The sequence below is a fragment of the Acinetobacter sp. CAU_H_S170_2 genome, assembly GCF_058890445.1.
Window position 1 is genome coordinate 1,149,645 of the sequence record NZ_JBZYAE010000001.1, and the last position, 24,753, is coordinate 1,174,397.

Annotated in this window: 23 protein-coding genes; 14 read left to right on the forward strand and 9 right to left on the reverse strand. The window is 40.0% G+C overall.

Annotated features, from left to right (window positions below; translation table 11 throughout):
- The first annotated feature begins 42 nt into the window (after positions 1-42).
- The 4 genes from AC5EUN_RS05595 to gltS all read left to right on the forward strand — a co-directional run bounded on the left by AC5EUN_RS05595 (position 43) and on the right by gltS (position 5,504).
- Positions 43-1,029 carry a PD-(D/E)XK nuclease family protein gene (locus AC5EUN_RS05595; RefSeq protein WP_094148167.1) on the forward strand — a complete coding sequence of 329 codons (987 nt, stop codon included), beginning with the start codon at positions 43-45 and terminating at the stop codon, positions 1,027-1,029.
- Positions 1,030-1,224: 195 nt separating this feature from the next.
- Entirely contained in the window at positions 1,225-1,440 is a 216-nt protein-coding gene (locus AC5EUN_RS05600; protein ID WP_094148168.1) for a hypothetical protein, read from the forward strand.
- A 416-nt stretch (positions 1,441-1,856) separates the two neighbouring features.
- A complete protein-coding gene (locus AC5EUN_RS05605; protein ID WP_094148169.1) occupies positions 1,857-4,079 on the forward strand; it encodes a TonB-dependent siderophore receptor in 2,223 nt (740 codons plus the stop codon).
- A 201-nt stretch (positions 4,080-4,280) separates the two neighbouring features.
- Positions 4,281-5,504: a sodium/glutamate symporter gene (gene gltS, locus AC5EUN_RS05610; protein ID WP_094148170.1), complete on the forward strand. Its 1,224-nt coding sequence runs from the start codon at positions 4,281-4,283 to the stop codon at positions 5,502-5,504.
- A 232-nt stretch (positions 5,505-5,736) separates the two neighbouring features.
- On the opposite strand, the gene AC5EUN_RS05615 is transcribed toward gltS, so the two are convergent.
- From AC5EUN_RS05615 to AC5EUN_RS05625, 3 genes are all read right to left on the reverse strand, one after another.
- Positions 5,737-6,222: an Lrp/AsnC family transcriptional regulator gene (locus AC5EUN_RS05615; RefSeq protein ID WP_004696532.1), complete on the reverse strand. Its 486-nt coding sequence runs from the start codon at positions 6,220-6,222 to the stop codon at positions 5,737-5,739.
- 216 nt (positions 6,223-6,438) lie between these two features.
- Positions 6,439-7,803: an amino acid permease gene (locus AC5EUN_RS05620; protein ID WP_010327000.1), complete on the reverse strand. Its 1,365-nt coding sequence runs from the start codon at positions 7,801-7,803 to the stop codon at positions 6,439-6,441.
- Positions 7,804-8,020: 217 nt separating this feature from the next.
- Complete coding sequence (locus AC5EUN_RS05625; protein WP_010326999.1) at positions 8,021-8,878, reverse strand: alpha/beta hydrolase family protein; 858 nt, start codon at positions 8,876-8,878, stop codon at positions 8,021-8,023.
- A gap of 123 nt (positions 8,879-9,001) precedes the next feature.
- Here AC5EUN_RS05625 and AC5EUN_RS05630 point away from each other — a divergent pair, with 123 nt between their 5' ends.
- Positions 9,002-9,460 (forward strand): hypothetical protein, encoded by a 459-nt coding sequence (locus AC5EUN_RS05630; RefSeq protein WP_010326998.1) that lies wholly within the window; start codon positions 9,002-9,004, stop codon positions 9,458-9,460.
- A gap of 68 nt (positions 9,461-9,528) precedes the next feature.
- On the opposite strand, the gene AC5EUN_RS05635 is transcribed toward AC5EUN_RS05630, so the two are convergent.
- Together AC5EUN_RS05635 and brnQ are read right to left on the reverse strand one after the other, a co-directional pair.
- Entirely contained in the window at positions 9,529-9,765 is a 237-nt protein-coding gene (locus tag AC5EUN_RS05635) for a hypothetical protein (RefSeq protein ID WP_004696541.1), read from the reverse strand.
- A 491-nt stretch (positions 9,766-10,256) separates the two neighbouring features.
- Positions 10,257-11,543: a branched-chain amino acid transport system II carrier protein gene (gene brnQ / locus AC5EUN_RS05640; RefSeq protein WP_058951725.1), complete on the reverse strand. Its 1,287-nt coding sequence runs from the start codon at positions 11,541-11,543 to the stop codon at positions 10,257-10,259.
- A gap of 350 nt (positions 11,544-11,893) precedes the next feature.
- Here brnQ and map point away from each other — a divergent pair, with 350 nt between their 5' ends.
- Positions 11,894-12,688, forward strand: a complete 795-nt coding sequence (gene map / locus AC5EUN_RS05645; protein WP_094148171.1) for a type I methionyl aminopeptidase — start codon at positions 11,894-11,896, stop codon at positions 12,686-12,688.
- A gap of 303 nt (positions 12,689-12,991) precedes the next feature.
- On the opposite strand, the gene AC5EUN_RS05650 is transcribed toward map, so the two are convergent.
- Positions 12,992-13,900, reverse strand: coding sequence for a LysR family transcriptional regulator (locus tag AC5EUN_RS05650; RefSeq protein WP_094148172.1), 909 nt, complete (start codon positions 13,898-13,900; stop codon positions 12,992-12,994).
- 111 nt (positions 13,901-14,011) lie between these two features.
- Positions 14,012-14,443 (reverse strand): HD domain-containing protein, encoded by a 432-nt coding sequence (locus tag AC5EUN_RS05655; RefSeq protein ID WP_094148173.1) that lies wholly within the window; start codon positions 14,441-14,443, stop codon positions 14,012-14,014.
- A 62-nt stretch (positions 14,444-14,505) separates the two neighbouring features.
- Here AC5EUN_RS05655 and AC5EUN_RS05660 point away from each other — a divergent pair, with 62 nt between their 5' ends.
- Complete coding sequence (locus AC5EUN_RS05660) at positions 14,506-14,832, forward strand: hypothetical protein (protein WP_004696551.1); 327 nt, start codon at positions 14,506-14,508, stop codon at positions 14,830-14,832.
- 60 nt (positions 14,833-14,892) lie between these two features.
- On the opposite strand, the gene glnG is transcribed toward AC5EUN_RS05660, so the two are convergent.
- Together glnG and glnL are read right to left on the reverse strand one after the other, a co-directional pair.
- The gene (gene glnG / locus AC5EUN_RS05665; protein ID WP_062033089.1) at positions 14,893-16,374 is read right to left on the reverse strand and encodes a nitrogen regulation protein NR(I); all 1,482 of its coding nucleotides are present in this window, start codon (positions 16,372-16,374) and stop codon (positions 14,893-14,895) included.
- Positions 16,361-17,470, reverse strand: a complete 1,110-nt coding sequence (gene glnL / locus AC5EUN_RS05670) for a nitrogen regulation protein NR(II) (protein WP_004696555.1) — start codon at positions 17,468-17,470, stop codon at positions 16,361-16,363. The genes glnG and glnL overlap by 14 nt, the downstream gene beginning before the upstream one ends.
- 351 nt (positions 17,471-17,821) lie before the next feature.
- On the opposite strand from glnL, the gene rimO reads away from it, so the two are divergent.
- The 7 genes from rimO (at position 17,822) to rseP (ending at position 24,715) form a co-directional block, all read left to right on the forward strand.
- Positions 17,822-19,165, forward strand: a complete 1,344-nt coding sequence (gene rimO / locus AC5EUN_RS05675) for a 30S ribosomal protein S12 methylthiotransferase RimO (protein WP_004696556.1) — start codon at positions 17,822-17,824, stop codon at positions 19,163-19,165.
- A 43-nt stretch (positions 19,166-19,208) separates the two neighbouring features.
- On the forward strand, positions 19,209-19,937 hold the full coding sequence (pyrH, locus tag AC5EUN_RS05680) for a UMP kinase (protein ID WP_004696558.1): 729 nt from the start codon (positions 19,209-19,211) through the stop codon (positions 19,935-19,937).
- A 79-nt stretch (positions 19,938-20,016) separates the two neighbouring features.
- Entirely contained in the window at positions 20,017-20,571 is a 555-nt protein-coding gene (gene frr / locus AC5EUN_RS05685) for a ribosome recycling factor (protein WP_004981941.1), read from the forward strand.
- 8 nt (positions 20,572-20,579) lie between these two features.
- Entirely contained in the window at positions 20,580-21,332 is a 753-nt protein-coding gene (gene uppS / locus AC5EUN_RS05690) for a polyprenyl diphosphate synthase (RefSeq protein ID WP_094148174.1), read from the forward strand.
- A 3-nt stretch (positions 21,333-21,335) separates the two neighbouring features.
- Complete coding sequence (locus AC5EUN_RS05695) at positions 21,336-22,160, forward strand: phosphatidate cytidylyltransferase (RefSeq protein WP_004981939.1); 825 nt, start codon at positions 21,336-21,338, stop codon at positions 22,158-22,160.
- Positions 22,161-23,357 (forward strand): 1-deoxy-D-xylulose-5-phosphate reductoisomerase, encoded by a 1,197-nt coding sequence (ispC, locus tag AC5EUN_RS05700; protein WP_094148175.1) that lies wholly within the window; start codon positions 22,161-22,163, stop codon positions 23,355-23,357.
- A gap of 2 nt (positions 23,358-23,359) precedes the next feature.
- Positions 23,360-24,715, forward strand: a complete 1,356-nt coding sequence (gene rseP / locus AC5EUN_RS05705; protein ID WP_094148176.1) for an RIP metalloprotease RseP — start codon at positions 23,360-23,362, stop codon at positions 24,713-24,715.
- The last annotated feature ends 38 nt before the right edge of the window (positions 24,716-24,753 follow it).

The following is a 24,753-nucleotide window of genomic DNA, read 5'->3' on the forward strand; positions in this document are numbered from 1 at the left end:
AATAAGGGCTGATTTATCAGCCCTTATTTTTTGGATTATAAAATGGATAAACCAAATATTTTTAAATATGCTACAAAAGAATTATCGCAAGATGCTTTTATTTTTTGGCTATTAGATCATGCAAATCCTAAATATGAGAATGTAAATCAAGCTTTAAAAAATTGTGCTTTGAGTTTAATATCAGAATTTTTTAAATTGGAAAATAAAAAAATACCTGAAAAAATTGAACAGTTCAGTCTTTCCAAACAATACAAAAATATTGATATCTTACTTAAAATAAACAATTTTTCTATTATTATTGAAGATAAAACTGGAACCCAATCACATGGAGATCAGCTAACTAGATATCGAAATATTATTGCCTCAGAGGTAGGTGAGGAAAATGTTTTAGCTATATTTTTTAAAACACACGATCAATCTAATTATAAAAAAGAAATAGACGATGGGTTTAAGATTTTTTCTAGAGATAAATTAATTTCAGTTTTAAATATTTATGAGAATGTGCTCAGTGATATTTTTAATGATTTTAAAGACTATATAAATTCAATTGAAAATGAAGTTAACGCATTTGTTCATAAAGAGAAATGGAATCATAAAAATTGGATCGGATTTTTCAAGTATTTGCAAAAAGAGTTGAATCGAGGTAATTGGGGATATGTTCCTAATCAAAATGGTGGGTTCATGGGGTATTGGTGGGCATTTCAAAAAAATGAATTTTGTACACAGTATTTGCAAATTCAAGAAGAAGATCTAGTGTTAAAAATTAATAGTAACAAAGAAGAAAATGACAAAAAATTTAGAAATATTTGTTACAAGCATTATTTAGCTAAAGCTAAGGAGGATGGTTTAAGTTTTGAAAAACCAACCCGATTTGGTAAAGGTGAAACAATGACGATTTTAACAACTAAGTATCTTATTAGAGATGAAAGTTCAGAATTAATAGATATCGAAAGTACTCTTGAGAAACTGAAGAGGTACACTCAATTTATTGAAACTAATTCTTTAAGTCCTGCACAGTTTGTTGATTAAATGAAATAGGCATCTCTTGATATTACAACATGAGGTCATTTGTGTATTGCTTATGACTTCAATCTTTCAGTTGAATATTCACTTTGATAGATTGATATTTCTTTTTATAGATATTGTTTGTTCCACTTTACAGTCCATCTAATAAATCGTTTAATCCACGAATTGTTAAATGATTTAAAAAGTTGAAGTACACAAATGGCTAAACAATCCCGATTTCTCTGTATAGGTGGTTTCCTCAATGGGACACAAGTCAAAGACCAAGGCGATAGCTTTATCTGTGTGGAAAATGGTAAACAAGTGACCTATCGAAAAATGGAAATTTTCCATCAAGACTCGTGGGATCAAGACTACTACGTGTGTGAAACGACAACAGACCAACAAGCCAAAAATTGGGTCTATGACATCGAGTAAGTCGTCGATAAGACCATGAGTTAAAAATAGACCAAAATACACTTGGTCTATTTTTTTGTTGTCATATTTATAATTATAAAAAATTAGAGCATTATAAATAGCGATTGTTTGTTTTTCACTCAGTTTTTCTGTGAAAAGGAACGTATATCGGCAATACAAATATCTTAAATCTAAATTAAAGATGTATTTGCTAATGATAATTAGTATCACTTGCGTTATTTTTTGTTTATAATTTTTCGAAATGGATTGATATGTAATGACTCAAACCACTGAGATGTTCGAAAAGGATTTTACGAATCTTAGTACTTGTGATGCTACAAAGGTGCTTGTTTTACTTAAGCATAGTAGGTAGGTGCGCACTTTAAAATTATCAATTCATTGTCTTATTTTTTCTCATTAGCTGTGAATGTCCTGATATGTTTAAACGTCCTCTGTCTACACAAAAGCCACTCTATTTGGCGATGCAAATCATTTTCCTGTCTTCAACTGCCATGCTGTCTATAACACACGCAAACACCGTGGAAGAGGAGGAGTCAAATACAACGTCTCAGCCAAATGCACAGTTGGCGACCATTACCCTTACAGCCCAAGATAAAACAGCCGTCACAGAAAATACAGGTAGCTATACGACCAGCAGCACAAATACCGCAACCAAGTTAAATTTATCCCTACGTGAAACCCCACAAACAGTCAAAGTCTATACCCGTGAATATTTAGATGACCGTAATATCGAATCTTTTCAAGATTTACTCAATAACATTACTGGTGTTTCTACAGTTCGTACTGATGAGCGTCAAAGTGCATTTGCGCGTGGTTTCCAAATTGATTATTACTTAGTAGATGGTTTACCAAGTACGTTAACTTTGGGTGCGGGGGACCCTGACCTCAGTATTTATGACCGTGTCGAAGTGGTAAAAGGCGCGAACGGGTTAATGACAGGTGCAGGTAACCCAGCCATGGGCTTAAACATGATTCGTAAGCATGCCAATGCCAAAGAATTTACAGGTAAGGTAGATGCTTCTGTTGGCTCATGGGATAGTTATTCAAGCTCGGCAGATTTGTCAGCACCTTTAAACAGTGATGGTTCACTTCGTGGGCGCGTTTTTGTAAAACATTCTGATGAACATTCGTACATGGATTTTTATGAGAAAGAACGTAATGTGGCTTATGGTGCAATCGACTACGACTTAAGTGATAAAACCGCATTATCGTTTGGGGCGACCTATCAAGAATTAAATCGGGATGGTGTACGTTGGGGCGGGTTACCAGCATTTTACACCGATGGCACACGTACCAATTTTGATCGTTCTCTCACGGTGAGTTCTGATTGGACATATTGGGATGTCACCTCTGCTGCATTCTTTGCAAGTTTGAAGCAAAATCTATTTAAGAATGTTGATTTGAATGTAGCTTATTCTTATCGTCGTGATGATACTGATAGCTTTATTTTCTACACTTCAGGACAAGTTGATAAAGCAACCAATACCATCGGTATTGAAAATGCATCAGTTTATAAAGATCATAAACAAAATGATGAAAACAATGTTGATGTGTATATTTCTGCACCTTTTACCGTTGCAGGAAGGAATCAGGAAATTGTCATTGGTGGTTCGTGGAATAAAGCCGAGCTGAAAAAGAATACCTATGGTCAAACCTTTGTTTCAAATAATCCAGCGCTAACTAAACAGAATAATATTGATTTATTAGGACAGGATGTTATTGATTTTAATAACATGAATACCCATTTGGTTGGTTCCTTGGAAATGGATAAGACCAATCCGCTGAATGAAACCACGCAAACTTCGGGTTATATCTCAGGGAAATTCCATATTCTAGACCCATTAAAAGCAGTTGCTGGCTTACGCGTATCGAGTTGGGAATATGAGTCCGAAAATGGTGCAGGTAATCGTAAATTTGAAAATGAGTTAACGCCATATGCAGGTATTATTTTTGACTTTGCTAAAGACTATTCATGGTATGCAAGCTATACCAGTATTTTTAAACCGCAGAGCAGAAAAGAACAATCAGGTGATTATTTAGACCCGATTGAAGGTAAAAGTTACGAGACAGGTTTTAAAGGCGAGCTGTTTGATGGCCGTTTGAATGCTGGATTGGCAATATTCCGTATTGAACAAGATAATGCTGCGGCGCTTTTACTTAATGAAAAAGGTGAAAATATTAAAGTAGATGGCTTAGCTGAAAATGCTTATTACGGTACTGATGGTGTTGTGAGTAAAGGGGTTGAGTTGAATGTTGATGGTGAAATCAATGATAACTGGGGTGTGAGCTTTGGTGTGGCTAATTTTGATGCTGAAGATGCCGAAGGAAATGATTACAACACGACCAGTTCACGGAACACAGCAGATCTATTTGTAAAATATAAAAATGAAGCATGGTATGCAGGTGCAGGTGTAAATTACCTAAGCAAAATTTATACAGGTACTGGTGCAACTCGTATCGACCGCGGTGATTTATATCTTGCCAATGCAATGCTCGGTTATAAGTTTGATAAAAACTTTAGTACGCAAGTTAACGTGAATAATATCTTCGACAAAAAATATTATGAAGGCATTGGTACGAGTGCAATGGCGTGGGGTGCTCCGCGTAATGCAACACTTAGCTTTAATTATAAATTCTAATTTTAAAGTAACGCTGCTATAAAAATAAAAAGACCCAATGGGGTCTTTTTATTTTACGATGATGAATTCCTATAATACTGAGCTCAGTTTTAAAACATCATGTAATCTAAAGCATAGAAATTGTACATTGAGAAACTTTAGCCTGTTCATCACTGACTTATCTGTTTTAGAATTAATGCAATAAGCATCATTGGATATCTCATGAACTATCAATTCGATGCATTTATGACAATTGTTGCAGCAGTTGCTGTGCTATTGGTCGGTTATGTATTTGTGAATAAAGTCAGTATTTTAAAAAAATATAACATTCCCGAACCTGTTGCGGGTGGGTTGGTTGCAGCTGTTATCACTTATATCTTATTTAAAGGTTCAAACATAACTGTCAACTTTGATACCAATATTCAGCAAATTTTTATGCTGATGTTCTTCACCTCTGTGGGGTTAAGTGCAAGCTTAGTTAAGCTCAAAGAAGGTGGGAAGTCGCTGCTTATATTTTTAGTCTGCGTTATTGTATTTGTCCTGTTGCAAAATGTGGTTGGTATTAGTCTTGCCAAAGTTTTAGGTCTAGACCCGCTGATTGGTTTAATTACAGGCTCGGTCACACTCACAGGTGGTCATGGGACAGCAGGTGCATGGGGCACGATATTTGAACAAGAACATGGTGTGCATGGTGCGATTGTGCTGGGTATGGCAAGTGCAACATTTGGTTTAATCATTGGTGGGGTAATAGGTGGACCTATCGCTAAATTTCTGATACGTCGCTACCAGTTGGCTGAAGAAATTCCAGCAGCAACAGGGCGTAATGAAGCGCCACCTTCAGCACAAACGGCTCCATTTGAATTTCCTGAAAAAACACGTCTAATTACGGCAGATGATGCGGTCAAAACCATGGGGATGTTTGCCATTTGCATCAGCTTTGCATACTTCATGACAGGGGTAGCTAAAGGGCAGTGGTTTGAGCTACCAAGTTTTGTTTGGGCGCTAATGTGTGGTGTGGTTTTACGTAATATTTTAGAGCATGGTTTGAAAGTTCAGGTCTTTGACCGCTGCATCGATGTATTTGGCAATGCTTCACTGGCACTGTTTTTAGCCATGGCGTTGATGTCCTTACAGCTTTGGTTGTTGGCAGATTTGGCTGGTCCACTGGTGATTATCCTGATTGTTCAAACTATATTTTTAGCACTTTATTTGTACTTTGTAACTTTCCGTGTAATGGGCAAGAACTATGATGCTGCAGTACTGTGTGCAGGTCAATGTGGTGTCAATTTAGGTGCGACACCGACAGCAATTGCCAATATTCAAGCGGTAACCAATACCTATGGACCATCCCATAAAGCCTTTTTGATCATTCCGCTGACGGGCGCATTCTTTGTCGATATTGTGAATGCTTTTGTGATTCAGCTCTCAATTGGTATTTTGGGTTAATATTTTTAGAGATGATATCGTTAATAAAAAAGCACCTTGGGGTGCTTTTTTATTGGCTACCATTTTGTATTTGAATAATGTGTACTATTTAAAATATCAGTATTCTAAAACGTATAGACATTAAAAAGCCCCATGGTTAGGGGCTAGTCGTATGCACATCTAAGGCACATACTGTAAGAGGCTCATCTCATACTGAGTGTATTAAACCACATTTACACAATATTTGCAGCAATCACTCAATCATAATGAGGTCTGATTTATTTTCGAGCTTCAAAGGGCGTAAGGCAAAAATGGAGCGTGTATGTCGTACACCTTTCATTGAGTATAAGTTCTTACGTAAAAAGCGTTCATAGTGTTCCGCATTTTTCACTGCAACTTTGAGTAAGTAGTCGTAATCGCCAGTCACTAAATGTGCTTCAACCACTTCAGGCATGTAAGCCAGTGCTTCACTAAATTGTTCTAAGATTTCATCATCATGGCGTTCAAGCGTAATTTCAATAAAAAACAGCTCATTAATACCAATGGCTTTTGAATTAATCTTTGCTGTATAGCCTTCAATGATGTTGAGATTTTCTAGGCGTTTTACACGTGTCCAGCAAGGAGAAGAGGACAGCCCAACTTTCTCCGCCAACTGGGTAACGGTCAGACGGCCATCTTGGCGAAGTTCAGACAAAATACGACGGTCAATTTTATCTAAAACGTAGTGAGCGTCATTCATAACGTATTCCTGCGTATAATTTTCTTTATAAACTATTTTATGTGAAAATATTTCTCAATAAATACTCAAAATAAGCAAATAAAAGAGAAACACTCTGCATCGGTCATGACTACAATAAAGTGATTCAATCAAAGTCATTTGGGAGATTGGCTTTGATTTGCAAACAGCGCCCTTAAAGGGAAGGGTGCCTTTTAACGGCGCTGTTTGCTGACTTATTTATTGTACTTTTTGTGTTTTTGATCTTTGTTTAAACCAGTAAGTTAGGGTTAAGCAGCCAATCCAAAGTGGAATCAGCATCACTGCAATTCGCATATCAGGTGTGAGCCACATCACCACTAAAATACCAAGCATAAATACAATACAGATATAGTTGCTGATGGGGTAAATCAAAGTTGGAAACAAGGTTGATTTTTTCAATGCCAGCATACGTTGCTTGAATTTTAAGTGGGTCAATGCCAACATCATCCAGTTAATTACAATGGCTGAAACCACAAGACTCATCAGTAGTTTAAAGGCTTTTTCTGGAAAGATATAATTCAAGACGACACACAGTAGGGTCACCAATGCAGAGCATAAAATGGCTGCATAAGGAATGCCACGCTGGTTAATTTTCTTTAAAAACTGTGGGGCATTGCCTTGTTCTGCCAGACCTAGCAGCATACGACTCGTGCCATAGCTGGTACCGTTATACACCGATATAGCTGCGGTTAAGACCACAAAATTCAGCACAGTTGCAACGCCTTGACTACCTAAGGAGTCAAAAATCAAAACAAAAGGACTACCGCCTTCTGCGATTTGATTCCATGGAAACAATGAGAGCAGAACGATGATCGTAAGCACGTAAAACAGCAACACACGATAGACAATTTGATTGACTGCTTTAGGAATAGTTGTAGTCGGATTTTTGGTTTCCGCAGCAGCAATACCAACGAGTTCAATCCCGCCAAAGGAAAACATAATGATGGCCATCGCCATGATTAGGCCAGAAATCCCGTTGGGAAAGAAACCGCCTAGAGCCCAGAGGTTGGAAATAGAGGCATGTGCACCACCATGACCACTTGCCAGTAACCAAGCGCCATATCCAATCATGCCAATGATCGCGAGAATTTTAATCATGGAGAATAAAAATTCTGTTTCACCAAAGACTTTGACATGTAACAGATTGATGGCATTGATCAGTACAAAGAAACCAAGTGCTGAAATCCATGTGGGAATTTCAGGCCACCAATACTGGACATAGAGGCCTATGGCACTTAGTTCCGCCATGCAGACCAAGACATTGAGCACCCAATAGTTCCAACCCGACATAAAGCCGGCAAAAGGGCTCCAAAACTTATAGGCAAAATAACTAAAAGAGCCACTCACGGGTTCTTCAACCACCATTTCACCCAACTGGCGCATCATGAAAAATGCAATTAAGCCCGCCAGTGCGTAGCCTAAAATAACGGAAGGGCCAGCCAGTTTAATGGTTTGCGAAATGCCTAAAAATAGGCCTGTACCAATAGAGCCGCCTAAAGCAATCAGCTGAATATGACGGTTGCTCAGCCCATGCTTAAGCTGGGGTTGCTGTTGTGCAGACATGATTCATCCATCTCTAGCACATGCGATAGACATCACATGAACTATGACTTAATAAAAATTCGTGGTGGAAATATAATATTTATTTATCGATTAATGAAATTAAATTTATCAATAGCGTTGGTTTTTATCTGAAAGCTGCAATTTTGCGGTGAAAATAAAGCCAGTCAAGCAAGTGCTGCTTAAACTGGCGGATAGGCTTGGCTTGATATGTGCCGCCTTAAGATGAAAGCTGTGCTGCAATTTCAGGCCATATGTTTTGATGGGAACGCTTAAACATCGCCATATGACCAATGGCTTTGTGGCCATAAGCCTGTGGTTTGAGTTCAATTTGATCTGTTTGTGCATTTGGGTAAAGGCTGAGTAAGCTTTTGACATTCACTTGCGTGGCAATTTCATCATCCGAGGCCCAAATGGCTGTGATTGGACAGCGAATATCACGGTGGAAGTCATCTTGTACTGTTTTGCCTAAGGCATTAATTACATAACCTGGTTTGCTGCAAAACTGTGCCCAATCACGCGCCACATCTTTGGGTAGGTTTTCGCCCATGCCAATGGCATTGGTCGGCCCATAACCTAAGGTATAACGTGCAATAGGAAAGATCAGTTTAAACATCACAGGAGCCAAGAGTTTGGTACGACCTTTCAAATCTTTTACGTGGCCTGTTGATCCTGCAACAGCAACGACTTTTGCGACTTTTTCATAGTTTGGGTTAATGCCTAAAAGTTGCCCGCCTGCACTATGACCTAGCAAAATCACTTGTTTCGCTTGGGTCTTATTCAATAATACCTCCATCGCCGCTGGGATATCCAATTGCCCCCATTGCACGATGCTGGCTTTCGACTTTTTCAGTGGTTCATGCAAAGACTCACCAATGCCGCGAAAGTCAAAAACCAAAACGGCATAGCCTTGTTCTGTAAGCCATGATGCAAAATGGTGGTAAAACTGCTGGGTAATACCTGTGGCAGGGCAGATTAAAACAGGTAGGGCTTGTTGTGTACCTTGGGCTGCATAAAAGCGTCCACTGAGTGAATAATGGTCAGAGCAGGTAATAGCTAAAGTTTCGTAATTTTGCATAATCGGTTAAGCATTGAATTTTTTTCTACTCTATCTAAGTTCCAAAAAGAAACTGGTCTAATCTATGACTTTGAAGTCAAGTAGATCTGTATAGAATAGGGTGAAAATAAAAAAGGAAAACACATGCAGTTTGTTGAATTAGATATGTCGGTAAAATTTGCACTTTTATTTAGTGGGATTTTTCTATTTGTTGGGATGCTGACAGGGGTATGGAAATATGCACAAATACGCCATTCACCGCAGTTTCGCGCGCACTATTATGTTGATATCGCCCACCGCAGCAGTTTGTTATATGCACCTGCAAGTTTAATTATTGCGTTAATGGCCGCAATTTCAGTCTGGACAGAGCCTGTGAACATACTGTTTGTGGGAATCAATTTATTCTTTTTTAGCTTCTCTATACTGAGCTATATTGTGCATGGGTTATTGCAAGACACCAATAACCAGTTCCGTAGTCCGCATGTTTTAGGCAAATGGACTTTACCCAAATCAATTATGCTAATGGCAATGATGGCATTGGTTGTGGGGGAAATTGTGGCGACGTTAGGCTTGTTGTGGGGAATGTTTTTAGGTTTATTTTAAGTTGTTCTTATAGTTTTTTTAATTTTTATACTTTTACAAAGGTGGATGACTAATCATCCACCTGTTTGCTAGTCAATTGACTGTGTGGCCTTTCGGAATTTTTGATCGACGACTGCCCATAAATAAAAGGCAAATGATACGACGATAGCGTAAGCAAAATATTCAGCTTTAAGGTTACCTTGAATTAAGCCATGCATGATCATAATGACCATTAGGGCAATGGTGGTACTTAAATACGTCACCATATTCTTGTTTGCCTTCAGAGCGTTAATGAAGACTTGCTTGTTGAAATGTAATGATAACATCTCCATCCCTCCTTGAGTTTTTGACTAAAAACCAATGTGTTTAGTCGGATTAGTTCTTAATGTTGTACTGCTAAAACTTGCGTTGATCAAGAGCAAAAACAACTATTTTCAGAGAAATTATGCTATACCAATCAGAAAATATGTGTGTAGCATTTTTTTAGTGAATAAATAGTATTTCGTTACCGTATAAGGTGACAAATGAATGATGCATGTAAGCTTATACATAGATTGTATAAAGCAATATTGATGCCATGAATGGCTTGCTAGGACAGGCTTTAAAGAATTTTTTATTTTCTAATATTAAATTTATAAGAGATATGAAGGTGTTGATATACGACTTTAGCGGTGTATATGAAATGTGTCAGTATGTACAAAACTGATGTATAAAGAAATGAAACAATATGTGTCCATTTGGATAAAATGTGACAAATATTGATCATGCTTAAAATCAGGTTTGGGTAAAACCAGACTTTAACAACATCAGTTTTTGCTTACTTTTTCACTTTGTCGATTACAACGGCAATTGCAAAAACCACTAATGATGGAATAAGCCATGCAAGGTTTTGTTCTGCAAGAGGTAAGTGAGTCAGTGCATAAGGTAGTTCAAAGTTTGCAACTTTTAAACCGTCTAGAATACCAAAGACCAAAGACACTGCGGTAACAGGTGCAATCACTCGTCGAGGATGATTAAAGAATTTCCAGCCAAAGCTCAGCATAATCACCACAATTGCAGGTGGATAAATTGCACTTAAAACAGGCACTGAAAAGGCGATGAGTTTGGTTAAACCTAAGTTTGAAATAATGAAAGAGAAACCAATCAGAATGAAAACCCAAACTTTATAGCCAATTTTAGTGATCGAACTGAAATATTCAGCACAAGCACAGGTCAGGCCAATCGCAGTGACCATACACGCAATAAAAATCATGGCAGAAAGGAAAATAGAACCTAAGTCACCAAATGCATGTTGAACATATGCATGCAGGATCACTGCACCATTGCTCGCATTTGCTGCGACTTCATGGCTTCCAAGGCCAAGTTTAAATAAGCTGAGATAAACTACAGTTAAACCAATACCAGAAATGATACTCGCAATAACCGCATAACGCGTGATCAGTTTAGGGTTGCTGACACCGCGTGAACGAATGGCTTGAATAATCACAATACCAAAAACCAAAGCGCCTAAAGTGTCCATGGTTAAATAACCATTTACAAAACCTTCAGAAACAGGGCTGTCGACATAATTATTGATGGCTGGCGGAACGAAACCCGTTGGAATCATCATCGCCGCAATGCCAAGGATGGCTAAAGATAAAATCTTCAGTGGCGAGAGTACATAACCAACCGTGTCTAAAATCTTGTTTGGATACAGTGAAATGAGGGTGACTACACTAAAGTAGATTGCACTGTAGATCAGCAAGCTACTGCTTGATGTTCCAAGATAAGATGAAAAACCAATTTCATAAGAAACGGTTGCAGTACGTGGTGTCGCAAAGAGTGGCCCGACAGTTAGGTAACACGTAATGGTTAAAATCAGGCTGGCTATTTTACCCAAAGGTGAACTTAAAATTTGAATCGAACCTTCGACACGTGACAGCGCAATAATGGTGATTACAGGTAAGCCCACAGCAGTGATTAAGAAACCAAAAGCTGCTAGCCATACATGCTCACCCGCTTGTTGAGCCACAATCGGTGGAAAGATAATGTTGCCCGCACCAATGAAGAGTGCGAAAGTCATAAAACCCAAAGCAACAATATCCCGAGTACGCAGACTTGTCATAAAAGGGAGATCGAGTTGAACAAAGGGGACGATTTTAGTGCATAAGTGTTTTTTTGGCTAATTTATTTCATGGGTAGTATTAAATTTTTTTATAAGATGAAAAGTGAATATATCAACTTGTAAAAAATAGGTTGATATATGTGATTGATTATCCATTTTAAAATAGAAAAATTATAAATATTAAAAGCTTGAGGCGCTATTTTTCCTAAATTAAAAGTTGTAGTGCAAATGCTTTAAAATTACACAAATTTTTTAAAGGCCGGTTGTTGGAGGCTACCCTAAGATTTAAGTTTGAACAAAAATATTGAGAAAAGGTCTATACTTGCGACTTCATAATTGAGGATATTTCAATGCGTGGCTTAAATGTGAGCATAAAAACTGAACAAGATGTAGAAAAACTTCGTATATCTGGTCGTTTGGCTGCCGAAGTTTTAGCGATGATTGGTGAACATGTAAGGCCGGGTGTTACGACTGAATATCTGGATGATATTTGTCATGACTTCATTGTAAATACCTTAAAAGTGACGCCTGCCAATATTGGTTATCATGGCTATACCAAAACCACCTGTATTTCTCCAAATGAAGTGGTCTGTCACGGTATTCCATCGCCGAATGTTGTACTCAAAGATGGCGATATTATTAATATTGATGTGGCGATTATTAAAGATGGCTACTTTGGTGATACCAGTCGTATGTATTACGTGGGTACAGTGAAACCAGAAGCCAAAAAGCTAGTCGATACGACTTATGAGGCGATGGTTGCAGGTATTCATGCTGTGAAGCAAGGTGCAACGCTTGGTGATATTGGTTATGCCATTCAAACAGTTGCGCACCGTGAAGGTTATAGTGTGGTACGCGAGTATTGTGGTCATGGTATTGGCAAGGTTTATCACGAACAGCCAAGCGTATTGCACTATGGTCAACCAGGTAAGGGGATGCAGCTTAAAGCGGGCATGGTGTTCACGATTGAACCGATGATTAATATGGGCAAAGCGCATGTCAAAGAACTTAAGGATGGTTGGACAGTCGTGACTGCAGATAAGTCTTTAACTGCGCAATGGGAGCATATGGTACTCGTGACTGAAACAGGTTTTGAGTTACTATCACCTTGGCCTGAAGGTACGGGCAGTTATCCAGAAATTTAAGTTGATGTTTTGTAGGTGATTAAATTTTAGACTTTGGTCTAGTTTTGTGGCTTAAAAACTAAATTAAGTCTTAAAATCAATAACTGATATTTTTGAAACCATTTATTTATCGGGTTTTTGATATTATATGATTAAAACTTATACATGTAAGCTATTGGCCTAGACTTTATTTTGTCACTAAAATTGTTTCCAAGATACTCGCTGTAGTTTCTTATTTTGAAAGTTTATGAGCTTATCCACCTCGGTTAAGCTCTTTTTTTTTGCCTCATGGATTGGCTCAATGTCATTGAGCATGAGTAGGGTTTAAAGTGATTTATTTGAGCTAAGGTGTTCAATTAAATAGTCAATAAACACACGGACAGCAGGCAGTAAACCACGACGTGAAGGATACACAGCATGAAAAATACCGTGTGGTGCTTTCCAGTCGGGTAGGACACGAACCAGCTCACCACTTTTCACCATATCTTGTACGATGCTGTCTGGAAGTAAGGCAATGCCGCAGTTTTTACGGACCAGTTGAGCCAACATGCTCAAATCAGAGCCCATCACTACAGGATTGACGCGTATTTTCTTTTGTTGCTGTGCATCATTATGCACGATGATATGTTGATCTAAATGCTCATCAACCATACTCAGTATATGATGTTGGCTTAAATCTTCAGGTTGTTTCAGTTCGCCAAATTCATTTAAGTAAGCTTGGCTGGCAAATAAATGCTGCTCGATATTTTCAAATTTACGAATTACCAAACTTGGATCATCGTCTAGATTGGAGCGAACCCGCAGCGCGATATCAAAACCTTCGTTAATAATATCCACACGGCGATTGGTCACCATCATTTGCACTTTAATTTCGGGATAGGTTTTTAAGAAGTTAGGTAAAATACGTGCAATTTCGTTTTGTGCAATCGATACAGGCAAGCTGAGTTTAATGACACCACGCGGTTGTAAACTGAGATGATCGACCAAGTCGTGTGCGGCTTGTGCAGCATTCATCATCACTTGCGCATGACGGTAAATGTTCATGCCAATATCGGTCACTGCGAAGTGTCGAGAGCTGCGTTGAATTAGGCGTACACCCAATCGTTCTTCGAGGTTATACACGCGTCGACTGAGCTTGGATTTAGGAATATCTGTTGCGCGTTCGGCTGCGCTAAAACCACCATGTTCAACCACTTGAGCAAAACAATAAAAATCATCTAAATCGCTTAACATTCACCATGTCCATTTGTGCAACGATAGGCTTAATTAAAAAGTGATCGTTGCAGTTTGTCAATTTTGAAATTGTAGAGATTTAATTGAAAATACTCAGTTATTTTAAGGGTTTCACTGAGTTTTCGCTTGTTTGAGTATTTCAAGCACCTCTTTATATTCTTCAAGTCGTGCAAAGTCGCGTGCTGTTGGGTTGTTTATGCGCGAAAGGTTCATATTATCGAGTACATCGACATATTTTACTTGGGTTGCAAGAGGGTTTAATGTAGTGCGCTTAGCTGCTTCCAAACGTGATTCACCTGTTTGTTTGGTCAGTGCTTGTATGGATTTAATGATCTCGGCACTAAAGCCAAGCGCTTCTAAGTCTTCAGCAGTCGTTGCGGTGTCTTCCAAAATGTCATGCAACACCGCAATGATTTGTAGGGTAGGATTGGAAAATTGCAACATGAGGCGTAATGGATGCAAGATGTAAGGTTGTCCGCCCTTATCGAGTTGCCCCGCATGTTGGGTTGCAGCCAGTGCAATGGCTTTTTCTAAAGTCGACATGATTATTCTAGGCACTTTATCCTATGCTAAACTTCGCAGCATCTTTGTTTAAAAGCTAAATTATGACTTATCAATTGATCCCACTAGACTGTGAAGCGACAGATCCTGTAGCGTGCCCACACTGCCAACAACAGGTAATTGATTGGTCTCAGGAACAATACGTTCAGCCTTGTGAACATACCTTATTTATTGCAATGGACATTGGTTTCGAATATATCACAGATGAATTTGAAGCGACCATGCAGCGCAGTGTTGATGATCTCCATGCGCATGATGATCAAGTGATTATGTTTGAAGAGTTAACCCAAGCCAGTTACCCAAAATTTATCATGTTAAAAGCACCACTTGGTGTTGAAGGCTATTCACGTTATTTGGGTTTTACGGCTTAATAAATAAAAGCGCCATTGCGGCGCTTTTAATTTGAGTTGGCTATCACGTAGAATCTGCTTTTAGTTTTCTAAAACTTCTTCTTCACTTTCATCATCCGCTGTATCCATACCTAGTTCTTTGAGTTTACGTGTAAGGGTGTTGCGCCCCCAACCGAGTAACTCAGCCGCATGCCGTTTACGGCCACGGGTTTGTTGCAGCGCAGCAATGATCAATGTACGTTCGAACATTGGGGTGGCGATATCGAGAATTTTCATCTCGCCATTTTTTAGTTTCTGCACAGCCCATTGACCCAACAACTCATCCCAATGGTGGACTGCAATCCGATCTAAGTTTTGCGCGGCTTGCGCATCTTCACCTGAGCGGGTAATTGGAATTTGCTTCAGCTCTGACGGTAGGTCTTCAGGGTAAACTTCACGTCCTGTAATCATGACCGTTAACCAGCGGCAGGTGTTCTCGAGCTGACGTACGTTGCCTTGCCAAGGCAACTGTTGCATATATTCTTGCGTTTCAGGGCGAAGGATTTTAGGGCTGACGCCTAATTCTTTGCCTGCACGTGCCAAGAAGTGTTGCGCTAACATTGGGATGTCTTCGCTACGATGCGCCAGTTTTGGAATGTGAATGCGAATCACGTTCAGACGGTGATATAAGTCTTCACGGAAGCGACCATCATGTACCAATTTTTCTAAGTCTTGGTGCGTTGCCGCGACAATACGTACATCCACTTTTACCGGGATATGCCCACCGACGCGATAGAACTCGCCATCAGCCAGCACACGCAGTAAACGTGTTTGCGTTTCGAAAGGCATATCGCCAATTTCATCTAAAAACAGTGTTCCGCCATTGGCTTGTTCAAAGCGACCTTGGCGTTGGGTATTTGCCCCTGTAAAGGCACCTTTCTCATGACCAAAAAGCTCTGTTTCAATTAGGTCTTTGGGAATCGCGGCCATGTTGAGCGCAATAAAAGGTTTACTGCTCCGTGGTGAGTGGCGGTGTAAAGCATGCGCAACCAACTCTTTACCTGTGCCAGATTCACCATTAATCAGCACTGTAATGTGCGATTGAGACAAACGACCAATTGCGCGGAAGACTTCCTGCATAGCAGGAGACTCGCCAATGATTTCGGTTGATTGAATCGGTGGTACAGTTTTTGCCGATTCTTGCTGCTGCATTTTGGTAATGTGCAAAATCGCACGATTCACTAAAGCTAAGGCTTCATCAATGTCAAAAGGCTTGGGTAAATACTCAAATGCGCCTGTTTGATAACTTGAAACAGCAGACTCTAAGTCGGAGTGGGCCGTCATAATAATGACAGGTAGGTCAGGATAGTTAGCTTTAACTTTTGCTAAGAAAGTTAAGCCATCAATGCCGGGCATACGAATATCAGTCAAAATTACATCGGGTGCATCTAAACTGAGCTGGTCTAAAGCAGATTGAGCTTCTTCAAAACTTGTGACGTCGAAACCTTCTTCTTTGAATGTTTTTTCCAGCACCCAGCGCATGGCGCGATCGTCATCAATTACCCATATTTTATTTCGCGACATGGTTTAACTCCCAAGGTATATATAAGCTAAAAGTTGTTTTTCCGGGAACAGATTGGCATTCAATCATTCCGTTATGTTGATGCATAATATTTTGCGCAATACTTAAACCTAGTCCTGTGCCTTTAGCACGACCCGTGACCAGCGGGTAAAACACAGATTCTAAAATTTCTTCTGGAACGCCTGGACCATTGTCTTCGATATCAATCCGCACTACGGAGCGTTGCAGGACACCATTAATGGTCACTAAACGTTGAATACGGGTACGTAACATTAGCTCAGGTTGATGGTCGACAAAGAACTCTTTATTTTCAGTCATGGCTTGCACTGCATTAACGCTAATGTTCAACATGACTTGGATCAGTTGATCACGATCAGCCATCACTTCAGGTAACGACAAATCATAATCACGGGTGATCTTAATTTTCTTTTTGGTTTGATTGGTAATGAGTGAGCGGACACGCTCTAAAGGTTCATGTACATTGACCAACTCATAACTTGGGAGCTGACGAGAACCAAGCATGGTGTCTGCTAAATTACGTAAGCGATCGACTTCACTGATAATAATGTCGGTGAACTCGCTATATTGCGGATCATTGAGGCTACGCGCTAACAGTTGTGTAGCGCCGCGAATTCCGCCCAACGGATTTTTAATTTCATGTGCAACACCACGAATCAGTTGGCGTGCAACCTGATGTTGTTGTAAGAAGTTTTCTTCCTTGGAAATTTTGAGCATCCGATCAATCGGATTGATCTCAATTAAAAGCAAAGGATGGTAGGGTTTATTTGAATTTAGCTGTGACACGGTATAGTCAACATGAATATCTTTAAAGTTGACCTTAATGATGGCTTCACGGCGGGTGTAGTGTTGTCCCGAGTTTAAAGTATTGAGAAGAGCTTCTTCTGTATTGAACTCATCATTGGGTGCATGGAGTAAATTAAGCGCTGGTTGGCCAGAGGCACGTAAAAGACTGATATCAAATAATGCTTCGCAAGAGGAATTTAAGTAAAAAATATTTAATTTACTGTCGACCAATAAAATCGCAGTGGTCAAATTGTCCACTAAAAGGCGATAGTCGATAGAAATAGGGTGATCCATTAGCGAATGTATCCTGTATTAAAATAGCGCAATGGCATCTTGATAAAGCATTAATCGTTCCAAATAGCGGACTGAATTGATGCAAATAAAGCAAAATGCACGCCAACTTTGATTTTGTATAGTGAAATGAGCACACTTTTTTTGCGGAATGCGCTGTAAATGAACGATTAGCTAAAGATATAGCGGATTCTAAAAATCAAGTAAACTGAAAGTGACTTAAAATGGTGCGTTACGTTGATTCTACTACAGTGTTGGTTTTATTTTGGTGCATTAAACAAAGAGTGTGGAATCGATCTGTTTTTATAAACAGAAAAGACATACAATACGCGCATTCTAGTGGAGCGCAGATTCATGAAATCCCCCAAAGTCGGTTTTGTTTCTTTAGGTTGTCCTAAGGCATTGGTTGATTCCGAACGAATTTTAACTCAGTTGAAGACTGAAGGTTATGATGTAGCATCAGATTATGATGGTGCGGATTTAGTTGTTGTAAATACCTGTGGTTTTATTGAATCTGCAGTGCAAGAGTCTTTAGATGCCATTGGCGAAGCCATGAGTGCGAACGGTCGTGTAATTGTTACGGGCTGCCTAGGTAAAGACGAAGACAAAATTCGCCAAATGCACCCAAATGTCTTAAAAGTGACAGGGGCGGCTGCATATCAAGAAGTGATGGAAGCCGTGCACCAATACGTGCCTGAGCCACCAAAACACAACCCATTTATTGACCTTGTTCCAGAACAAGGGATTCGTTTAACGCCGAAGCATTATGCGTACTTAAAAATCTCAGAAGGGTGCAACCATCGTTGTACCTTCTGCATTATTCCAAGTATGCGTGGTGACTTAGTGTCTCGCCCAGTCGGTTCTGTTTTAGAAGAAGCGGCTGCGCTTAAACGTGCCGGTGTAAAAGAAGTACTCGTTATCTCCCAAGATACTTCTGCTTACGGCCTCGATACCAAATACAAATTAGACTTTTGGAATGGTCAACCTGTTAAGACAAAGTTCTATGACATGTGTGAGGCCTTAGGTCAACTCGGTATTTGGGTACGTTTGCACTATGTCTATCCATATCCACATGTGGATGCAGTGATTGACTTGATGGCACAAGGCAAAATTTTGCCTTATTTGGATATTCCATTCCAACATGCAAGTCCAAAAGTTCTAAAACTGATGAAACGACCTGCGCATAGTGAAAATACACTTGAGCGTTTAAAGCTGTGGCGTGAAAAATGTCCTGACTTAGTAATTCGTTCAACCTTCGTTGTGGGTTTCCCTGGCGAAACTGAAGAAGATTTTGAAATCTTACTTGAGTGGTTGAAAGAAGCACAACTTGATCGCGTAGGCTGCTTCACCTATTCACCTGTTGAAGGTGCAACAGCAAACGACTTGCCAGATCACGTGCCAGAAGAGATTAAGCAACAGCGTTATGAACGCTTTATGGAAGTGCAACAGGCGATTTCTGCTGCAAAACTTCAAAAGCGTGTTGGTCAGAAAATGACGGTGCTGGTCGATGAGCTGGATGAAGAATTTCCAGTTGCGATTGCACGTTCATACGCAGATGCTCCTGAAATTGATGGCAATGTCTTTGTGGAAGATATTGATAAAAGCCAGATTAAATCAGGCGATTTGTTAGAAGTCGAAATTACCGATGCAGATGAATATGATCTGTATGCACAATTGATTTCGATTAAATCGAATTAAGACACAAATAAAATTTTAAAATTTAGATATTGGAGTTATTGCGATGTTGGATTCTAAAAAACCACGTTTTGAACGCATCTTACTGAAACTTTCTGGCGAAGCATTGGCTGGAAATAAAGATATGGGTATTGATGCTCAAGTACTTGATCAAATGTCTTTGGCAATTGCGCACTTGGTGGGTTTGGGTGTGCAAGTCGGGATTGTTGTGGGTGGTGGTAATTTATATCGCGGTAGTCAATTACAAAAAGATGGTTTGGTTGGTCGTGTAACGGGTGATCAAATGGGTATGCTTGCAACCGTGATGAATGGTTTGGCATTACGTGATGCTTTGGTACGTCGTAATATCAAAACCCGTTTGATGTCAGCATTGCCAATTGGTGCTGTGGTTGAATCATACTCAAGTCGTGATGCGATTCGTCACCTAACACAAGGTGAAGTTTGTGTGTTTGTCGCAGGTACAGGTAACCCGTTCTTTACCACAGATACAGCAGCATGCTTACGTGGTATCGAGATTGAAGCCAACCTGATCCTAAAAGCAACGAAAGTTGATGGTGTCTACAACAAAGACCCAAGCAAATACGATGATGCCGTTAAATATGACACCTTAACTTTTGACCAAGTGTTAGATGAGAAATTGGGTGTGATGGATTTAACCGCGATTTGCTTGTGTCGTGACCACAATGTGCCGCTTCAAGTCTTTGACATGAACAAAGCTGGTTCATTGCTTTCAGTGGTTATGGGCGAAAAAGAGGGTACTCACGTAACGAACTAATGTACGTGACCTCGAAAGCTCTTTATACTACACGCTATTTTAGAATTTATATCTTTTCGAATTAAGTAAGGAAGATCACATGATTAACGATCTTAAAAAAGACGCAGAAGACCGTATGAACAAGTCACTTGACTCGTTAGAACACGGTTTTGCCAAGGTTCGTACAGGACGTGCGCATCCATCTATCTTAAACGGGGTAATGGTTCCTTACTATGGCTCAGATGTGCCATTAAACCAAGTGGCAAACGTGGGTGTTGAAGACTCGCGTACATTGTTGATTCAGCCATTTGAGCGCACGATGGTTGCAGCAATTGATAAAGCCATCCGTGAATCAGATTTGGGCTTAAACCCAATTACAGCTGATGCGATTCGTGTTCCAATGGCTGCATTGACGGAAGAAACACGTCGTGACATGCAAAAAGTTGCGCGTAACGAAGCTGAAAATGCAAAAGTTGCAGTACGTAATATTCGCCGTGATGTACTGGGCGACATCAAAGCATTGTTGAAAGAAAAAGAAATTTCTGAAGATGATGAGCGTCGTGCATCTGATGATATTCAAAAAATCACAGATAAGTTTGTTGCTGAAATCGACAAACGTCTTGCGAATAAAGAAGCTGAGTTGTTGAAGGTCTAACTTGTATAATGACCGATTCAGAAGATAAGCTTACTCTTCCAAAACATGTTGCCATCATCATGGATGGCAACAATCGTTTTGCCAAAAAAAATGCAATGCAAAAGGGCGATGGTCACCGTGAAGGAAAAAATGTCCTTGACCCGATTGTAGAGCATTGTCGAAAAAGAAATATTCAAGCATTAACCGTTTTTGCTTTTTCGAGTGAAAATTGGAAGCGCCCTCAAGCTGAAGTTGATTTGCTCATGAAACTGTTGGAAGACACGATTCATGAACAGCTGCCTCGTATGCATCAATATCAAATGTCCTTACGTTTTATTGGTGATCGTTATAAATTATCTCCGCAATTGCGTGACTTAATGTTGCATGCCGAACAAGACACTGCTAATTTCGACAAGATGACTTTGACCATCGCAATTAGTTACGGTGGGATGTGGGATATGGCGAATGCGGCTAAGCAGATTGCACTTGCTGTTCAATCTCACGCGTTAGATCCTGAGCAAATTGATGAACATGTTTTTGGCCAATACGTAAGTTTGAGTGATTTACCCGCTGTAGATCTATTGATTCGTACAGGTGGGGATTTTCGTTTATCGAACTTTATGTTGTGGCAAGCAGCTTATGCAGAGCTTTACTTCACTCCGACTCTTTGGCCAGAGTTTAGTGTAGAAGAGTTTGATGACGCCTTGGCTGTATTTGGTGGGCGTGAACGTCGTTTCGGAAAAACGACGGAACAAATTCTACAAGATAAAATTGAGAACTAATAAATGTTAGAGCGGATTATAACCGCATTGGTTTTGGTGGCCGTTGTACTGAGTTGTATGTTTGCAACCCAGTCACACTATCCAATGTTTGTGCTGATGATTATTGCGGCAGGGGTTGCAGGCTATGAGTGGTTTAAACTCATGCCCCGTACAACAAAAAATGTTAATAAACCTCTAGCATGGGGTTTTGGTTTACTAAGTGCTGGCCTTGCTACACTTGCCTTATACTTTAATGATATTGCACTTCTACTTTGGGCTGCCTCTATTCTATGCTGGTTGCTCAGTCTGTATTGGGTTAAATCCTATCCAAATTATGATGCTTGGTATAATTCAACCCTTAAAGTGGTTGGGATTGTTCTGATATCTTCGGCTGTGACTGCTATTTTTGCACTCTGGAAGATGTCTCCATGGTGGCTGATGTACCTGTTTTTATTGGTATGGGGTGCTGACAGCGGGGCATACTTTGTTGGGCGTAAACTGGGTAAGCGTAAACTTGCACCTGAAGTGAGTCCAAATAAATCGTTGGAAGGTCTCTATGGTGGTGTGATTACGGCCATGATCATTGTGGTCGCTGTTGAAATCCTCTATTTAGACCTAACGTACGCACAGCATTTATTATTTCTTATTTTATCTGTAGTGACTGTATTTAGCTCGGTGCTCGGTGATTTGTTTGAGTCTATGATTAAACGTCGTGCTGGAATTAAAGACTCAGGTCGTATTTTGCCAGGGCATGGTGGGGTATTGGATCGTATTGACTCGCTACTGGCTGCGGCACCTATCTTTGCTGCGGGTGTATATGTGTTAAAACTTATTGGCGTAGATTTGTAAATGTCTCAATCTGTTTGTATTTTGGGTGTTACCGGTTCGATTGGGCAGAGCACCTTAAAAATATTGCAACAACATGCTGAACACTACACTGTGTTTGCTGTTACGGCACATAGTCGGATGCAAGAACTTGTCGATATTTGTCAGCAGTTTCAACCTGAAATTGCAGTTGTACCTCAAGCCAAAGTAGATGAACTGCGCCAGCTTCTAGTCGCAGCTAATTTACAAAACATTGAAATTTTGGCGGATGAGGCAGGCCTCATCGCAGTTGCTGAACATCCAGAAGTGGATGTGGTAATGGCGGCGATTGTTGGTGCGGCAGGTTTAATGCCGACGCTAGCAGCGGTAAAAGCAGGAAAGCGTGTCCTTTTGGCAAATAAAGAAGCGCTGGTGATGTCGGGTGACATCATGATGCAAGCTGCTCATGACCATCAGGCTCTTTTACTTCCTGTAGATTCTGAACATAATGCAATCTTTCAATGCTTGCCCCAGACCTATTTACAAGCTGAGCGTCACGGAAAGCCGAAACTTGGAGTGTCTGGTATCCTTCTGACTGCATCCGGCGGGCCATTTCTAAAACATAGTTTAGATGAATTACACAATGTAACGCCTGCACAGGCGTGCAAACACCCGAATTGGTCCATGGGGCAGAAAATTTCGGTTGATTCGGCGACCCTCATGAACAAAGGGTTAGAGCTAATTGAAGCTTGTCATCTTTTTTCAATCGAAGAACATTTTGTTACAGTAGTTGTGCATCCGCAGAGTATTATTCATTCCATGGTGCAATATGTGGATGGTTCAACATTGGCGCAAATGGGAAATCCTGATATGTGTACGCCGATTGCACATGCGTTGGCATGGCCTGAGCGTATTCAAACCCATGTTCCAGCTTTAGATTTATTTAAAAATCATCAGTTGGATTTTCAAGCGCCAGATACGCATCGATTCCCTGCATTAAGCTTGGCACGTCAAGCGATGAAAACTGGGGGCACAGCCCCAGCGATTTTAAATGCAGCCAATGAAATTGCGGTTGCTGCATTTTTAAATCAACAGGTGGGGTTTATGGGTATTCCTGCTATTGTTGAACACACTTTGAATACCATCCCACATCAAGCAGCAACACAACTTGATGTTATTTTAGAAGCCGATCAAAACGCACGTCATGTTGCTCAGCAATATGTGGTGAATATAGGAATTTAAGCATGAGCGCCTTGTTTATGATTGTTGCGGCAATTTTGCTTTTAGGCCCACTTATTGCAATACATGAGTTTGGGCACTATTTTGTTGCGCGTAAATTGGGCGTAAAAGTTTTAGTTTATTCCATTGGTTTTGGGCCAACGGTTTTAAAGTGGACTTCTAAAAAGTCAGGTATTCAATATCAGCTTTCGGCATTGCCCTTGGGTGGTTATGTCAAAATGCTGGATGAGCGTGAAGGTGATGTTGCTGAAGAGGATGCGCCCAAAGCATTTAATCGTCAGTCACCTTGGAAGCGTATCGCAATTGTTGCAGCCGGCCCATTGATTAACTTGGTATTTGCAATCTTTCTGTTTTGGATTTTGTTTTTGCCTGCACAAGAGCAGTTGAATACACGTGTGGGTAAAGTGCTACCTAATACACCTGCAGCACAAGTTCAAATGCAAGTGGGCGATAAAATTACCGCTGTTGATGGCTTAACGACACCCACTTGGGAAAAGTTGAATTTTGCCTTGGTTGATCGTGTAGGTGAAACGGGATCAATCCAAATTCAGGCCGAACGTGCGGGACAAGTTAAGACATTTAGTTTGCCTATTCAAAACTTCTTGAAAGATCAAACACAGTCTCCGCTTGATGTTCTGGGTTTTACGCCTTATCGACCTAAAATTCCTGCGGTCGTGACTAAGTTGAGCGAAGATGGTGCAGCCATTCGTCAGGGTATGCAACAAGGTGACAAAATTGTCGCGATTGATGGCATTAAGATGAATGATTGGTTTGATGTGGTTCAAGTGGTTCAAGCTTCACCTGAGAAATTGTTAAAAATTGATGTGCTTCGCCAAAATCAATTGGTACAAGTTGAAGTGATGCCACAAGGTAAACGCGACAATATGGGCAAGGTTTCTGGTGTCTTAGGTGTACAAAGTGACCCTGGGAAAATCAGTATTCCTACAGAATATAAACAAACGATACAATATAATCCTGCCGAAGCCTTCATGATGGCGGTAGATAAAACCGGTCAACTGTCGAGTATGATTTTGAACTCGATTGTAAAAATGGTGCGCGGTTTGATTGGTCTAGACAACCTATCAGGACCGATCACGATTGCCAAAGTCGCAGGACAAAGTGCGGAAATGGGTTGGCAAACTTTTATCTCATTTATGGCATTGATGAGTGTAAGTTTAGGGATATTAAATTTATTGCCTATTCCTATGCTTGATGGTGGACATTTGGTCTATTATTTTATAGAACTAATACGTGGTAAACCTGTTTCTGAACAAATACAATTGGTTGGTTTAAAAATTGGTATGGTATTGCTCGGAAGTATGATGCTTTTGGCACTATTCAATGATTTTATGCGTTTGTAAAAAAGCGTAGATACGGAATTAAATTTTACATCGGAAAA

What these genes read in the sequence shown, in the direction of transcription:
- AC5EUN_RS05595 (WP_094148167.1), top strand. Translation starts at nt 43, where the DNA reads ATGGATAAACCAAATATTTTTAAATATGCTACAAAAGAATTATCGCAA.
- AC5EUN_RS05600 (WP_094148168.1), top strand. Translation starts at nt 1,225, where the DNA reads ATGGCTAAACAATCCCGATTTCTCTGTATAGGTGGTTTCCTCAATGGG.
- AC5EUN_RS05605 (WP_094148169.1), top strand. Translation starts at nt 1,857, where the DNA reads ATGTTTAAACGTCCTCTGTCTACACAAAAGCCACTCTATTTGGCGATG.
- gltS (WP_094148170.1), top strand. Translation starts at nt 4,281, where the DNA reads ATGAACTATCAATTCGATGCATTTATGACAATTGTTGCAGCAGTTGCT.
- AC5EUN_RS05615 (WP_004696532.1), bottom strand. Translation starts at nt 6,222, where the DNA reads ATGAATGACGCTCACTACGTTTTAGATAAAATTGACCGTCGTATTTTG.
- AC5EUN_RS05620 (WP_010327000.1), bottom strand. Translation starts at nt 7,803, where the DNA reads ATGTCTGCACAACAGCAACCCCAGCTTAAGCATGGGCTGAGCAACCGT.
- AC5EUN_RS05625 (WP_010326999.1), bottom strand. Translation starts at nt 8,878, where the DNA reads ATGCAAAATTACGAAACTTTAGCTATTACCTGCTCTGACCATTATTCA.
- AC5EUN_RS05630 (WP_010326998.1), top strand. Translation starts at nt 9,002, where the DNA reads ATGCAGTTTGTTGAATTAGATATGTCGGTAAAATTTGCACTTTTATTT.
- AC5EUN_RS05635 (WP_004696541.1), bottom strand. Translation starts at nt 9,765, where the DNA reads ATGTTATCATTACATTTCAACAAGCAAGTCTTCATTAACGCTCTGAAG.
- brnQ (WP_058951725.1), bottom strand. Translation starts at nt 11,543, where the DNA reads ATGACAAGTCTGCGTACTCGGGATATTGTTGCTTTGGGTTTTATGACT.
- map (WP_094148171.1), top strand. Translation starts at nt 11,894, where the DNA reads ATGCGTGGCTTAAATGTGAGCATAAAAACTGAACAAGATGTAGAAAAA.
- AC5EUN_RS05650 (WP_094148172.1), bottom strand. Translation starts at nt 13,900, where the DNA reads ATGTTAAGCGATTTAGATGATTTTTATTGTTTTGCTCAAGTGGTTGAA.
- AC5EUN_RS05655 (WP_094148173.1), bottom strand. Translation starts at nt 14,443, where the DNA reads ATGTCGACTTTAGAAAAAGCCATTGCACTGGCTGCAACCCAACATGCG.
- AC5EUN_RS05660 (WP_004696551.1), top strand. Translation starts at nt 14,506, where the DNA reads ATGACTTATCAATTGATCCCACTAGACTGTGAAGCGACAGATCCTGTA.
- glnG (WP_062033089.1), bottom strand. Translation starts at nt 16,374, where the DNA reads ATGTCGCGAAATAAAATATGGGTAATTGATGACGATCGCGCCATGCGC.
- glnL (WP_004696555.1), bottom strand. Translation starts at nt 17,470, where the DNA reads ATGGATCACCCTATTTCTATCGACTATCGCCTTTTAGTGGACAATTTG.
- rimO (WP_004696556.1), top strand. Translation starts at nt 17,822, where the DNA reads ATGAAATCCCCCAAAGTCGGTTTTGTTTCTTTAGGTTGTCCTAAGGCA.
- pyrH (WP_004696558.1), top strand. Translation starts at nt 19,209, where the DNA reads ATGTTGGATTCTAAAAAACCACGTTTTGAACGCATCTTACTGAAACTT.
- frr (WP_004981941.1), top strand. Translation starts at nt 20,017, where the DNA reads ATGATTAACGATCTTAAAAAAGACGCAGAAGACCGTATGAACAAGTCA.
- uppS (WP_094148174.1), top strand. Translation starts at nt 20,580, where the DNA reads ATGACCGATTCAGAAGATAAGCTTACTCTTCCAAAACATGTTGCCATC.
- AC5EUN_RS05695 (WP_004981939.1), top strand. Translation starts at nt 21,336, where the DNA reads ATGTTAGAGCGGATTATAACCGCATTGGTTTTGGTGGCCGTTGTACTG.
- ispC (WP_094148175.1), top strand. Translation starts at nt 22,161, where the DNA reads ATGTCTCAATCTGTTTGTATTTTGGGTGTTACCGGTTCGATTGGGCAG.
- rseP (WP_094148176.1), top strand. Translation starts at nt 23,360, where the DNA reads ATGAGCGCCTTGTTTATGATTGTTGCGGCAATTTTGCTTTTAGGCCCA.